At 69.1% G+C, this 14600-nt stretch carries 8 protein-coding genes; 1 reads left to right on the top strand and 7 read right to left on the bottom strand.

Features of this window, described 5'->3' with window-relative positions; all coding sequences use genetic code 11:
• Positions 1-28: 28 nt before the first annotated feature.
• From rpoB to G6N64_RS11535, 3 genes are all read right to left on the bottom strand, one after another.
• Positions 29-3541: a DNA-directed RNA polymerase subunit beta gene (gene rpoB / locus G6N64_RS11545; protein WP_163797043.1), complete on the bottom strand. Its 3513-nt coding sequence runs from the start codon at positions 3539-3541 to the stop codon at positions 29-31.
• 272 nt (positions 3542-3813) lie between these two features.
• Complete coding sequence (locus G6N64_RS11540; protein WP_163797041.1) at positions 3814-5400, bottom strand: hypothetical protein; 1587 nt, start codon at positions 5398-5400, stop codon at positions 3814-3816.
• Between the two features lie 418 nt (positions 5401-5818).
• The gene (locus G6N64_RS11535) at positions 5819-6325 is read right to left on the bottom strand and encodes an Lrp/AsnC family transcriptional regulator (RefSeq protein WP_163801632.1); all 507 of its coding nucleotides are present in this window, start codon (positions 6323-6325) and stop codon (positions 5819-5821) included.
• Positions 6326-6495: 170 nt separating this feature from the next.
• On the opposite strand from G6N64_RS11535, the gene G6N64_RS11530 reads away from it, so the two are divergent.
• Complete coding sequence (locus G6N64_RS11530) at positions 6496-9939, top strand: indolepyruvate ferredoxin oxidoreductase family protein (protein WP_163801630.1); 3444 nt, start codon at positions 6496-6498, stop codon at positions 9937-9939.
• Between the two features lie 4 nt (positions 9940-9943).
• Here the strand turns inward: G6N64_RS11530 and G6N64_RS11525 are convergent, their stop codons facing one another.
• The 4 genes from G6N64_RS11525 to rplL form a co-directional block, all read right to left on the bottom strand.
• On the bottom strand, positions 9944-12034 hold the full coding sequence (locus tag G6N64_RS11525) for a lipocalin family protein (RefSeq protein ID WP_246231116.1): 2091 nt from the start codon (positions 12032-12034) through the stop codon (positions 9944-9946).
• 67 nt (positions 12035-12101) lie between these two features.
• A complete protein-coding gene (locus tag G6N64_RS11520; protein ID WP_163797039.1) occupies positions 12102-12860 on the bottom strand; it encodes a methyltransferase domain-containing protein in 759 nt (252 codons plus the stop codon).
• Positions 12861-12871: 11 nt separating this feature from the next.
• Entirely contained in the window at positions 12872-13966 is a 1095-nt protein-coding gene (locus G6N64_RS11515) for an ABC transporter ATP-binding protein (RefSeq protein WP_163797037.1), read from the bottom strand.
• Between the two features lie 240 nt (positions 13967-14206).
• The gene (gene rplL / locus G6N64_RS11510) at positions 14207-14593 is read right to left on the bottom strand and encodes a 50S ribosomal protein L7/L12 (RefSeq protein ID WP_163797035.1); all 387 of its coding nucleotides are present in this window, start codon (positions 14591-14593) and stop codon (positions 14207-14209) included.
• Positions 14594-14600: the final 7 nt, after the last annotated feature.

The following is a 14600-nucleotide window of genomic DNA, read 5'->3' as shown; positions in this document are numbered from 1 at the left end:
ATTACTAATGACGGCTGGCCGGAGGCGCTTAAGCAAGGTCCTCGACCGACGGTGACTCGTTGCGAGACAGGTTGATTCCCAGGTTCGCGGCAGCGCGTTCCAGGTCCTCGTCGTCGGTGTCGCGCATCTCGATCGCAGTGCCCTCGCTGGAGAGCACCTCGACGTTGAGGCAGAGCGACTGCAGCTCCTTGAGCAGCACCTTGAACGACTCGGGGATGCCCGGCTCGGGGATGTTCTCGCCCTTGACGATCGCCTCGTAGACCTTGACGCGACCGACGGTGTCGTCGGACTTGATCGTCAAGAGCTCCTGCAGCGTGTACGCCGCGCCGTAGGCCTGCATGGCCCAGCACTCCATCTCACCGAATCGCTGACCACCGAACTGCGCCTTACCACCCAGCGGCTGCTGCGTGATCATCGAGTACGGACCGGTGGAGCGGGCGTGGATCTTGTCGTCGACCAAGTGGTGCAGCTTCAGGATGTACATGTAGCCGACCGTCACCGGGTACGGGAACGGTTCACCACTGCGTCCGTCGAACAGCTCCGACTTGCCCTCGGCGTTGACCATGACGTCGCCGTCGCGGTTGGGCAGCGTCGAGCCCAGCAGGCCCTCCAGCTCACCCTCGCGCGCACCGTCGAACACGGGCGTGGAGACGATGCTGTCCGGCTCCGACGTCAGGAGGTTCTCGGGCAGGTTCTTGGCCCACTCCGGAGTTCCCTGTGCGACGTCGATGTTCCAGCCGGCCTTGGCCACCCAACCGAGGTGCGTCTCGAGGATCTGGCCGATGTTCATCCGTCGCGGCACACCGTGCGTGTTCAGGATGATGTCGACCGGCGTGCCGTCCGGCATGAACGGCATGTCCTCGATCGGCAGGATCTTGCCGATGACGCCCTTGTTGCCGTGGCGTCCGGCGAGCTTGTCGCCGTCGGAGATCTTGCGCTTCTGGGCCACGTAAACGCGGACCAGCTCGTTGACGCCGGCGGGCAGCTCGTCGTCGTCCTCGCGTGAGAACACGCGGACGCCGATGACCTTGCCGGACTCGCCGTGCGGAACCTTCAGCGAGGTGTCGCGCACTTCGCGCGCCTTCTCGCCGAAGATGGCGCGCAGCAGGCGCTCCTCGGGGGTCAGCTCCGTCTCGCCCTTGGGCGTGACCTTGCCGACCAGGATGTCGCCGTCACGGACCTCGGCGCCGATGCGGATGATGCCGCGCTCGTCGAGATCGGCCAGCACCTCGTCGGAGACGTTCGGGATGTCCCGGGTGATCTCCTCGGCGCCCAACTTGGTGTCGCGGGCATCGATCTCGTGCTCCTCGATGTGGATGGACGTGAGCACGTCCTCCTCCACCAGGCGCTGCGAGAGGATGATCGCGTCCTCGTAGTTGTGGCCCTCCCACGGCATGATCGCGACGAGCAGGTTCTTGCCCAGCGCCATCTCGCCGTTCTCGGTGCAGGGACCGTCGGCCAGCACCTGGCCGGACTCGACGCGCTGCCCGGCGTCCACGATCGGGCGCTGGTTGGCGCACGTGCCGTGGTTGGAGCGGGCGAACTTGCGCATCCGGTAGGTGTGCCGGCTGCCATCGTCGGCCATCACGGTGATGTAGTCGGCCGAAACCTCTTCCACCACACCGGACTTGCTGGAGACGACAACGTCACCGGCGTCGATCGCGGCACGCAGTTCCATGCCGGTGCCGACGAGCGGTGCCTCGCTGCGCACCAGCGGAACCGCCTGGCGCTGCATGTTGGCACCCATCAGGGCACGGTTGGCGTCGTCGTGCTCGAGGAACGGGATCATCGCGGTCGCGACCGACACCATCTGGCGCGGTGAGACGTCCATGAAGTCGACCTCGGCCGGCGTGACGTTCTCGACCTCGCCGCCCTTACGACGGACCAGGATGCGCTCCTCGGTGAAGCGACCCGTGTCGTCGATCGGCGAGTTGGCCTGCGCTACGACGTAGCGGTCCTCCTCGTCGGCGGTGAGGTGCAGGATCTCGTCGGTGACGACACCGTCGACGACCTTGCGGTACGGCGTCTCGATGAAGCCGAACGGGTTGACCCGCGCGTAGACCGACAGCGAGCCGATCAGGCCGATGTTCGGGCCTTCCGGCGTCTCGATCGGGCACATGCGGCCGTAGTGGCTCGAGTGCACGTCACGAACCTCGAGGCCGGCGCGCTCACGGGACAGACCACCGGGGCCCAGCGCCGACAGGCGGCGCTTGTGGGTCAGACCCGACAGCGGGTTGTTCTGGTCCATGAACTGGCTCAGCTGCGACGTCCCGAAGAACTCCTTGATCGCCGCCACGACGGGACGGATGTTGATCAGGGTCTGCGGGGTGATCGCCTCGACGTCCTGGGTGGTCATGCGCTCGCGAACCACGCGCTCCATGCGGGACAGGCCCACGCGGATCTGGTTCTGGATGAGCTCGCCCACGGTGCGCAGACGACGGTTGCCGAAGTGGTCGATGTCGTCCACCTCGACCGGGACCTCCACGCCGCCGGGGGCGGTCATGTAGGCGGCCTGCTCGGAGTTGACCTCGTGCAGACGGACCAGGTACTCGATCGTGGCGGCGATGTCCTCGGGCGTCAGCGTGGAGCTGGTGATCGGGACGCCGGGGTTCAGACCGAGCTTCTTGTTGACCTTGTAGCGGCCGACGCGGGCGAGGTCGTAGCGCTTCTCCTTGAAGAACAGGTTCTCCAGCAGGGTCTGCGCGGACTCCTTGGTCGGCGGCTCGCCCGGGCGCAGCTTCCGGTAGATGTCCAGCAGTGCCTCGTCGGGACCGGCGGTGCTGTCCTTCTCGAGGGTGGACATCATGATCTCGGAGAAGCCGAAGCGCTCGGTGATCTGCTCGCTGGTCCAGCCGAGCGCCTTCAGCAGCACGGTGACCGGCTGGCGACGCTTGCGGTCGATGCGGACGCCGACGGTGGCGCGCTTGTCGACGTCGAACTCGAGCCATGCGCCACGGCCGGGGATGACCTTCACGCTGGTGAGGTCGTTCTCGGTGGCCTTGTCCTTCGACTTGTCGAAGTACACGCCCGGCGAACGGACCAGCTGGCTCACCACGACACGCTCGGTGCCGTTGATGATGAAGGTGCCCTTCTCGGTCATCATCGGGAAGTCACCCATGAAGACCGTCTGGCTCTTGATCTCGCCGCTCTCGCTGTTCATGAACTCAGCGGTGACGAACAGGGGTGCCGCGTAGGTCTGGTCCTTCTCCTTGCAGTCGTCGACGGAGGCCTTGACCTCGTCGAAGCGCGGGTCGGAGAAGGTGAGCGACAGGTTCCCGGCGAAGTCCTCGATCGGGGACAGCTCTTCGAGAACCTCTTCGAGTCCGCCCTTGGGGTTGGGCTCGCCACGCTCGATGGCCTTCGCCCGCCAACCCTCGGATCCGATGAGCCACTCGAACGAGTCAGTCTGAACGTCGAGAAGCCCCGGAACCTCGAGAGGCTCGCGGAGCTTCGCGAAGGAGACTCGGTTGGGTGCTCCGGGAACGGAGTTGGTACCTACTGAATTGATCTGGCGAGAAGCCAAGATGCGTCCTTCCAGCACCTCATGCGACTGTTGGTGCCCGGGACCCGGGACCGCGGCCGCTATATCTGCATCGGTTCGGCCGGCTTCACCAGACCTCCCCGAGGCACGGCACGCGCCTAGATCACTGAGTAGAACTCAGACCAGGGGCACGGTGAGTGCGAGTGAGGTGGGCAGGATGCAGCCAGCGCAACGTCCAACAGTAGCGCAGGACGGAGTATTCCTCAACTAGCGCATGCGGCGGCGGACTAGGCGCTGGCTGGCGGCTAGGCACTGCTCTTCATCCTGGTCAATCATTGCTGCCCAACAGATTGGCCCGTTCTCTGCCGTCCGTCAAGGGATAGAGCCGTTATGGCTGTGGAGTGTCGCGAAGAGTTTCCTCCGGCGTAATCGCTCAGCATGGCCTCGGGGCTCACTGCGCTGGGCTTGTTCGACGACAGGCTCTCGAGCACGCCGAAGAAGCCGTTGGCGATCTGGTCGAAGAACGACAGCTGCACCGGCGCGACCGGCAGCACCTCGGCATACGCGACGCCGGCAGCGGTGGCCACGGGGATCGTCGACCCCGGTTCGCCGTAGAACCGGTCGGTGCGGGTGCCCTCGAACCAGTCGGTGATCCACCCCTGGGCCAGCACCTGCACGGCCTCGACGTTCTCGGGGGTCGAAAAACCGGTGGCCAGCGACACGATGACCTGGGCGAGCCCGAACACCGCCGTGCTCCGGAACGCATCCGAGTGCATGCCTCCGACCAGCCGCACACCGTTGAACTGACCCGGTCGCAGCGCCTCGAGCACCACGTTGGCGTCGCCGAACGTATTGAGGGCGGCCGGCTCCCCGGCGATGTGGAGGACCGGGATCCCGACCAGCTTCGGCAACGCCCGCTCGAGCGCGCCACCGGTCGCCGACGTGTCGAACAGCAGCACGCCGAGCAGATCGTCTCGCCGGTCCGCGGAGGCGTAGTCGGCGAAGTACCCGGCCGACCCCGCCGCCAGCTGCCCGCCCTCGGAGTGCCCGGCGATGACGAAGTCGTCGGGCAGCGTGCCCTCGTAACCGGCCGCGGCGGCACTGGCCGCCAGCGCGGTGCGCCGGCCCGTGCCGGGATCGCCGAGGAACAGCTTCGCGACCGCGGCGTGCATCTGGTCACCGTCGAGACTGCAGCCGTCGCAGGCGAAGAAGTTCCCCGTGATCGACGGCGCGACGACGATCGCGTTGTTCCGCTCGGCCAGTTCCGCCGCGGTCAGGTTGTAGAAGCTCGCGCGCGCCCCGAAGCCGTGCTGGAAGTAGATGAGCTTGTCGGGTTGCCCGCTGGTCGGGAAGTACCAGTCCGCGTCGGCGGTGTAGCCGTCGCCGCAGTCGAGTGGGAGCGTCGAGCGGCCTGCGCGCAGGTTGCTGCCCGCGGGGACCGTGGGTGGGCCCTCGATCAGTCGGTTGAAGAAGTCGAACACCGCGAAGAACAGCGTCCCGACGACGTTCGCCGGCGTCGGCAGCCCCGGTTGCGGCGCCGGGGTGGATTGCACCCGACCGACCTGCATCGTGCCCGCGTCCGTCACGGGGGCGGGCCGGTCGACGGCGGCTGACTCGCCGGCGGTGCTGTGAGCGACGGTGCTGTGAGCGACGGTGCTGATGGTCGGGACGGGCGCAGCGACGTCGGCGGCGGCGGACGGGGTGTCGAGAGAGGACCCGTGCACCACGGCGACCGTCGCGTCGACCGGCTGCCTCGCCTGCGTCACCACGGGCGCCGGGCGGACGCCGCGCTGCACGGCGGTCCGCTCCAGGCCGTCGGTCGGTGCGTCCACGGGATCGGCGACGACGCCCGGGGACACGTCCTCCGAGAGCCACGCCTTCGCCGTCGTGTCGGCATCGGTCATCGTGTCGTCGGTCACGGTGTCGTCCAATGCCGTGTTGCCTAAGGGCCGACGATCGTCCGGCTTGGTGAGGGGCGTCGAGGTTTCGCGCTCGCGCGTGATCCCGGAGAGACCCCGGGTCGACTCGGCGCCCTCGCGGCCGTTGCCGACGACGCTCGCTGGCTGGGAATCGGATTGTGACGCTTGGTCTTCGGACTTCCCCGACACCCCGACACTGGTCGGAGCATCGACTCCGGGCGACGACGTCACTCCGTCCGCGGTCGGGTCCGGAGTGGCGATCGCACTGCCCGCCCCGACGACCGCGCCCGTCATCAGCCCCGCAACGAGAACGCCCGCGCCCAACCACCGCGCCACCCGATCAGTCATCCGCGATACCCCCTCGACGACCCGAGGCTAACTTCCGGCAGGGCCTGTCGCGTCGACTTCGACGAAGCGCTCAGGCCTCGGGGGCCGGCGTCGCCCGGCCCCATCCCGATCGCTCGGTCAGCGCCTGCAGGAGCGGGTCGATGCGGTAGGGCAGCGGCGTGGTCAGCGCCAGCGTGGTGCTCGAGTGGGTGACGCCCCGCAGGGAGACGATGTGCTCGACCAGTCGCTGCAGTTCCGCGTGGGTGGAGGTGGCCACCCGCACCAGCAGGTCCTCCCGCCCGGTGGTCGCGTGCACCTCGAGGACCTCCGGGATGTCACCGAGCGTGTGCGCGATCGCCTGGAGTTCGCTCTGGTGGATCTCGAGGGCGACGAACGCCTGCACGGCGATGCCGACGGCGGCCAGGTCGATCTCCGGCCGGTAGCCGCGCAGCACCTTGGTGTCGGTGAGCCTGCGCAGCCGGGCCTGCACGGTGTTGCGCGCGATGCCGAGCGAGGACGCCAGTTCACCGATGCCGATTCGCGCGTCGCGCGACAGTGCGGACAGGAGTCGGGCGTCGAGCCGGTCGATGTTGAGCAATGCGGTCACCTCGTAACGTGATGGACATCACCATCTGACCACATTGCATAGTTGTCGGTCCCGCAGTTGAACACATTCGCCATCAGGCCGACCCTTGAGGCATCGAGATATGCAGCTCCACGCTGCAGGATGCGAGGTCCGGACACGTGAGCACCGTCGACGACACCCGGATGGCGCCGGCCGCGCCCGCCCATCCCGACGACCGGTACCGGGTCGATTCCGGCCCCGTCCTGCTGACCGGCGTCCAGGCGATCGCGCGACTGCTCGTCGAGCAGCACGACCGCGACCGCAGGCAGGGCATCCGGTCGGCGACGTTCGTGTCCGGCTACCAGGGCAGCCCGCTCGCCGGCCTCGACACCCTGCTCGCCGGCGTCCCGTGGCTGCGCTCCGAGCACGACGTGCGGCTGGTCCCCGGCCTCAACGAGGAACTCGCCGCGACGTCGGTCTGGGGCAGCCAGCTCGAACTACCGTCGGGCTCCCGGACGCACGACGGCGTCGTCGGCGTCTGGTACGGCAAGGGCCCCGGGCTGGACCGTGCGGGCGACGTCATGCGGCACATGTCGACCTACGGCACCCACCCGAAGGGCGGTGTCCTGGCGATCGTCGGTGACGACCCCGCCGCGAAGTCCTCCACGGTGCCCGCGGCCAGCGAACGCTCGTTGGCGGCTCTGAACATGCCCATCGTGTCCCCGCGCAACGCCGAGGAGATCGTCGCGTTCGGTCTGCACGCCGTCGCGCTGTCGCGGGCCTCCGGCTGCACCGTCGCGATGAAACTGGTGGCCGACGTCGCGGACGGCCTCTGGACGTTCGACGCCGACGTCCGGGGCCTGTCGATCACCGTGCCCCGGATCGACTGGCAGGGCACGCCCTGGACGTACCGGCAGCGCCTGATGGGCGCGCCGCCCGACAGCCTGCTGGCCGAAGCCGACCTCTACGGTCCGCGATGGGACATGGTGCGGGCGTTCACCGACGCCAACGACCTCGACCGCATCGAGGTGGACACCCCCGACGCCTGGCTCGGGATCGTCGCCGTCGGCCCCGCCTACGACGCGGTGCGCGGCGCGCTCTCCGACCTCGGACTCGACGAGGCGGCACTGCACCGGGCCGGTATCCGCATCCTGCGCGTCGGCATGCCCTTTCCCCTGGGCGAGAACAGGGTTCGCGACCTCGCGCGCGGCGTCGAGACCGTTCTCGTGGTGGAGGACAAGACCGCGTTCGTCGAATCACAGGTCAGGGACGCCCTGTACGGCACGGCGTCGACCCCGGACGTCCTGGGCAAGCGCGACCACGACGGGCGGCCGCTGATCCCGGCAGACGGCGAGCTGACCGCGGCCCGGCTGCTCGCGCCGCTGCGCCGGACCCTGCGCGGCCGGGTCGAGCTGGCCTCCCCCGCCCGCGGGCCGATACCGCTCGAGGTCCTGCCGACAACGCGGACGCCGTACTTCTGCTCCGGCTGCCCGCACAACCGGTCGACGGCCGTGCCCGCCGGATCGCTGGCCGGAGGAGGCATCGGATGCCACACTCTCGTGACGATGTCGGGCCGCACCGACTCCCAGGTCACCGGACTGACCCAGATGGGTGGCGAGGGCGCCCAGTGGATCGGGCAGGCTCCCTTCACCGACGTCTCGCACGTCTTCCAGAACGTCGGCGACGGCACCTACTTCCACTCCGGGCAGCTCGCCCTCCAGGCATGCATCGCGGCGGGGGTGAACATCACCTACAAGCTGCTGTTCAACGGCGCCGTGGCGATGACGGGCGCCCAGGACGCCCAGGGCGGGCTGTCGGTCCCCGCACTCACCCACAAGCTCGCCGCGGAGGGCGTCGCGCGGATCATCGTCTGCGCCGACGAACCGGAACGCCACACCGGTGCCCGGCTCGCCGCGGGAACGGCTGTCTGGCACCGCGACCGGCTCGACGAGGCGCAACGCCTGCTGCGGGACGTCCCGGGCGTCACCGTGCTCATCTACGACCAGCACTGCGCCGCGGACGCCCGACGCAAGCGCAAGCGCGGCGAGCTGCCGGTGCGCCGCACGCGCGTCGTCATCAACGAAGCCGTCTGCGAGGGATGCGGTGACTGCGGCGTGAAGTCGAACTGCCTGTCGGTGCAGCCGGTCGACACGGAGTTCGGCCGCAAGACCCGCATCGACCAGACCGGCTGCAACACCGACTACAGCTGCCTCGACGGAGAGTGCCCGTCGTTCGTCACCGTCGAGATCCCTGAAGATCCCGTCGCCTCGACGACGAAGACGCCGTCACCGCCCGCCGTCGCCGAACCCGAACTGCCGACGGTCGGGGGGTCGTTCAACGTCTTCCTCGCCGGAATCGGCGGCACCGGCATCGTGACGGTGAACCAAGTGCTGGGCACGGCGGCGCTGCGGGCCGGTCTGCACGTGCAGGGTCTGGACCAGACGGGGCTGAGCCAGAAGGCCGGACCGGTCACGTCGCACCTGCGGATCAGCCGGACACAAACGCCGACCTCCAACCGGATCGGCGCCGTCGCCGCCGACTGCGTTCTGGCGTTCGACCTGCTGACCGCCGCCGACGCGAAGAACGCTGCGGTCGCGGGCGCCGACCGCACCACGACCATCGCCTCGACCAGCCGCACCCCGACCGGCGAGATGGTGTACGACCCATCGGTCACCCATCCCGACGCCGGCCGGCTGCTGGACCGGCTCGCGGCGTCGTCGAGGAACGTCGTCACCATGGACGCGCTCGCGGCGGCTCAGACGCTGTTCGGCAACACCATGGTGGCCAACTTCCTGCTCGTCGGCGCGGCGTATCAGGCCGGTGCCCTGCCGATCCCGCGGCAGCACGTCCTGGACGCCATCGCGTTCAACGGTGCCGCGGTCACGGCGAATCAGGCCGCGTTCGAGTGGGGCCGCGTCGCGGTCGCCCATCCGACCGCGTTCGCCGCGGCGGTCACGCCGCCCGTCGCCAGGCCCGCCATGCTCGACCCCGACCATCCGCTTCTGCGCGCCTCAACGCTCACCGGCGAGACCGCCGACCTGGTGCGGCGACGCGCGGCGGAACTCATCGCCTACCAGGGTCCGCGGATCGCCGCGGAGTACGTCGCGACCGTCGAGTCCGCCTGGGCCGCCGAACGGCTCGTCGGCGAGGACACCGCCTACGGCGAGGCCGTGGCACGCGGGCTGTTCAAATTGACCGCCTATAAGGACGAGTACGAGGTCGCCCGACTGCTGACCGACCCCGCCTTCCTCGACACCGTGCGTGCCGAGGTGCCCGGCGGGACCGACCTCACCTACCGGCTGCACCCTCCGACCCTCAAGGCGCTCGGCCGCGACCGCAAGGTGGGCTTCGGCCCGAAGTCGCACGTGGCCCTGCGACTCCTGAAGCACGGCAGGCGGCTGCGCGGCACGGCCCTGGACCCGTTCGGTCACACGCGGATGCGGCGCCTGGAGCGGACGCTGCTGGCGCACTACCGTTCGCTGATCGAGGAGACGACGGGCGGTCTGAGCGCGGCGACCTACGACCGAGCCGTCGCGATCGCCGAGGCCGCCGACCTGGTCCGCGGCTACGAGGACGTGAAGCTGCGCAGCGTCGACCGCTACCGGGCGCGCCTGCTCGAACTCGGGGTGGACACCGGCCGGATCTGACGCGTCAGAAGGAGATCGGCGTCCGTGCGGCCGCGGGCTGGGGCGTGCGGGTGAGCCGTGCGGTGTCGATGCCCTTGACCGACGCCCTGTTCAGCAGTTCCTGGTAGAGCGCATCGCTGATCGTCGGGGTGCGGGTGAGCAGAAAGCCGGTGGAGCGCCCGGGATCGGTCACGATGGCCCAGCTGTAGTCGGGTGCGAGGTCGACGATCGAGTAGTTGCCCGGCGGAGTGGCCGAGGCCGGCCCGAAGAATGCGACGTTCAGCGCGTTGTTGGTGGCGTCGACGGGGAGCGCGGCGCCGACGATCCGCGACTGCGGACCGCCGTCGACGAAGTAGTTCCCGGAGTTCTCGACGCTGATCGACCCGTCCGGGTTGAGGCCGTAGACGGCCGTGGTGTTGACCAGACCCAGGGAGAAGAACTGCTTGATGCTGCCCACCTCATACCAGGTGCCGAGATAACGGTCCACGTCGACGATCGGCGGCGGGGCGAGGACCACGGCGGCGGTCTGACCGAGGACGAGGTACTGATCGGGCGCGCCGTAGATGCCGTACTGCGGATCGGTGGGGCCGTTGCCCGCGTAGAGGTCGTTGATCCAGCCGTTCGCCAGCGTGTAGACGGCCTGCGTGTTCCCCGGGGGCGACGGCTTGATGAAGAGCTGGCTGAAGAAGTCGATGATCGGCACACCGCCGATCAGGGAGTCGACGTGCGAGCCGTTCGCGAGCACGACGCCGACGAACTGATCCGGCCGCAGCGCCACCAGGTCGGTGCTGGTCCGCCCGTTGGCATTCCACGACTGTGGCGGAGCCGCGATCTGGTAGACGGGTGTGCCGCGCGCGTCCAGGTTGGCCAACGCGGTCGCGAACGTGCCGTTCGACGAGACGCCGTCGTACATGATCACGCCCAGCAGATCGTCGTCCGCCGACGAGACCGCAGCGGTGTAGAAGCCGCCCGCAGCGGCCGCCAGCCCGCCGCCCGCGGAGTGCCCGGTCAGGACGAACTTCTCGGGCAGCACGCCCTCGTAGCCTGCGGCCGCGGCGCTCTGGGTCAGCGCCACCCGATTCGGATCCGCGAAGAGCGCGGCGACGCCTCGCTGCATCGGGACGGCGCTCAGCGTGCATCCCTCGCACGTGAAGAACGGGAACGACGGGATGTTCGGCACCACCACGATGCTGTTCGTCTGCTGCGCCAGATCCTGGGCAAGGGCCGAATACCAGGACTTCGACCCCAGGAAGCCGTGCTGCAGAAGCATCACGCCCTGCGCGCGGACGGTGCCGTCGGGCTGGGTCGGGAAGTACCAGTCGGCCGCGGCGGAGTAGGTGGACGCACCGACCGGGACGTCGAGGCTCGAGCTGCCGACCTTGACGCCACTGACGATGCCGACCGACGACGTGCCCGGCATCGCCTGCGCCGGCACGCCGACGACGGGCGTCGGTGCGGGTGGCTCCGGCGCTGCCAGTCCGAAGGCAGACAGCAAGCTGGTCACCACCGTCGCCACCGGTCCGGGGGTTGGGCGCGCGGACTGGCCGGAGGCCGACGAGTCACGGGTGGTCGAGGCAACGGTCTGCACGACCGGAGTTGGCGCCGACGGCCCGTCGTTCTCGGCTGCCGAGGGCTCGGCGCGGCCGATGGGCTCCGACACGAGGCCCGAACCCGCCACGGCGAGCGACGGCTGCCGAGCCGGAACGGTCGTGGAACTCTGGCCGGGCGACGCGAAGCCGGCGGTCGACCCGGCCGTCGACAGTCCGCTCGACGGTCCGTCGGTTGCAGAGGTCGCACCGCGTCGAATCGTGACCCGGGTGGCACTCGTGGTGGTCGCCGGGCTGCCGATGCGCGTGGCGGGATTACTCGGACCCGAGCTGCCCGCGGCGCCTGCCGTCCCCGTCGACGGACCGGTCGACGGACCGGTCGACGCCGGCTGCGAATCCTGGGTCGACGGGGCCGACTGTCCCGACAGACCGGACTGAGCCGACTGGGCGGACGACGGTTGCGCTCCTTCGTCGGTGTCGGCGGCGGCAACGCCGCTGCCGGCGCCGAGTGCGATGCACGAGCCCGCCAGTGCAATCCACAGCCCGCGGACGAGTCTCGTCGAGGTCACCGCCGGACCCTAACCGGCCGAACACCTCGGTCGGCCGGAAATTGTCGCGAACGTAAGGAATCGGACATCAGATCGCTGCACCGGGGCGGCGGCCGCTGACCGTCTGCGACGCGGCGGTCACCCGGCACGTGACGTCCACGAGGCCCGCTGCCCGCATCACGTCACTGACCTCGTCGACGTCGAACAGTCGCAACGGCGCCAGCCTCGACGCCGCGACCTCCAGTCGTCGCACCGGCGCCGGTCCGCGCGCACACGTCGTCAGCACCGCGATCCGTCCGCCTGGCTTGAGCACGCGCAGCATCTCGCGCAGCGACCCGAACGGGTCGTCCATCAGATAGAGCGCGCCGTAGCAGCTGACCGCGTCGAAGCTGTTGTCGGCGAACGGAAGTCGAGCCCCGTCGCCCCGGACGTAGCCCAGCGGCGTCCCGGGCGGCGTGTCCCGGACCGCCTGGGCGAGCATCGTGGCGGAGCTGTCCATGCCGACCACCAGGCCGTCGGCGCCGACGTCGCCGACCAGGCTGCGGGTGGTGTTGCCGGGGCCGCACGCGACGTCGAGCACGGCGTCACCGGGCGACAGCGCGAGCAGGCGGCGCTTGAGCCGGTCCTCGTCGGCCGTGTTGCGCGCGGTGAAGCCGAAGAACAGCACGGGACGCCAGAGGCGCTCGTAGATGAGTGGCAGCAGCGTCGAGTTCATCACCCGCTGCGCCGTCGACGGTGGCACCCGTTCCTCGCCCATCACGTCGAGGTATCCGTCGACGAGCGTGGCGGGAGGCACCAGCAGCGCGCGCACGCGCGTCAGCGCCGCCGATGGATCGGCGTCGGCCATGTGCGGGGCGGTCAGGCCTCGCGCTGGACCGGGATCGCCGCGGTGGGAGCCTCGTCCTCCTGGCGGTGACGGGTGGTGGTGTCGTTCGACCCATTCGACCCGTTGGACCCGTTCGACGGATGCTGGTTGGTCCCGTCGAGGTCGGCGCGGATGGCTTCCTGCGCCGCGGGCGGCAGGGTGTGCAGGATGTCGCGCACGCGAGACTGACGGCGGCCGACGGCCTGACGCTCCGGCATGCCGGGGGTGGCCTGGATCTGCGGCGGCACGCCCTCGATCTCCTCGACGCCACCGTCGTGGTGACCGGCGTCGGCGAGCGCCTGCTCCTCGGCCATCGTGGACTCGTCCTTCTCCTCGGACATGCCGATGGGGCCGAGACGGCGACCGTTGAGGAATTGGCGCACGACGGGCTCGTCGGAGGTCAGGAGCACCTCGCGGGGACCGAACATCACCAGGTGCTTGCGGAACAGCATGCCCATGTTGTCGGGCACGGTGCGGGCGATGTTGATGTTGTGCGTGACGATCAGGATGGTGCAGTCGATCTGGGCATTGATGTCGATCAACAGCTGCGACAGGTACGCCGTACGCACGGGGTCCAGACCGGAGTCCGGCTCGTCGCAGAGGATGATCTGCGGGTCCAGCACCAGCGAGCGGGCCAGCCCGGCGCGCTTGCGCATACCGCCGGAGATCTCGCCCGGGAACTTCGTCTCGTCACCGGTCAGACCGACCAGGTCGAGCTTCTCCATCACGATCTGACGGATCTCGGATTCCTTCTTCTTCGTGTGCTCACGAAGCGGGAACGCGGTGTTGTCGTAGAGGCTCATGGAGCCGAAGAGCGCGCCGTCCTGGAACATGACGCCGAACAGCGTGCGGATCTCGTAGAGCTCCTTGGCGGAGCACTCGATGATGTTGGTGCCGTCGACGATGATCTTGCCGCGCTCGGGGCGCAGCAGGCCGATCAGGGACTTCAGGAACACCGACTTGCCGGTACCGGACGGACCCAGGAGAACGCTCACTTCGCCCGCGGGGATGTCGAAGGTGACGTCCTCCCAGATTCGCTGGGACCCGAAGGACTTGGTGAGACCCTCAACCTGAATACCGATGCCCACGCGTGCGACCCTTCCGCCAAATACCTACACCACACGGCACCTGCCTGTGGCTTGAGTCACTGTAGCCTACGGGCAAAGTCGCGGGAGCCTACGGGCAAAGTCGCGGGCACTTTTCCGCCGCCATCCCCATCCGGCCCCCCGAACGCGACTGTGGGGCCGATCCGTTTGCCAGATCGACCCCACAGTGCTGCGGCTCTCGCCGACGTGCTGCTCGGTCGGCTCGCGCCGACCAAAGCGGAACTACTTGACGGTGACCGATGCGCCGGCGGCCTCGAGCTTGGCCTTGGCGTCCTCGGCGGCGTCCTTGTTGACCTTCTCGAGCAGTGCCTTGGGGGCGCTGTCGACGAGGTCCTTGGCCTCCTTGAGGCCCAGGCCGGACACGATCTCGCGGACGACCTTGATGACGCCGATCTTCTTCTCGCCGGCACCCTCGAGGATGACGTCGAACTCCGACTGCTCCTCGGCGGCCTCGGCGGGCGCACCGGCGGGGCCGGCGGCGGCGACGGCCACGGGGGCGGCCGCGGTGACGTCGAAGGTCTCCTCGAACTGCTTCACGAACTCGGAGAGCTCGAGCAGGGTCATTTCCTTGAAGGCGTCGAGCAGATCATCGGTGCTGAGCTTGGCCATGTGAATG

The organism is Mycolicibacterium sediminis, assembly GCF_010731735.1.
Lineage (GTDB): Bacteria > Actinomycetota > Actinomycetes > Mycobacteriales > Mycobacteriaceae > Mycobacterium > Mycobacterium sediminis.
Note: the sequence above shows the minus strand (reverse complement) of the source record. Positions and strands in the feature narration are given on the sequence as shown.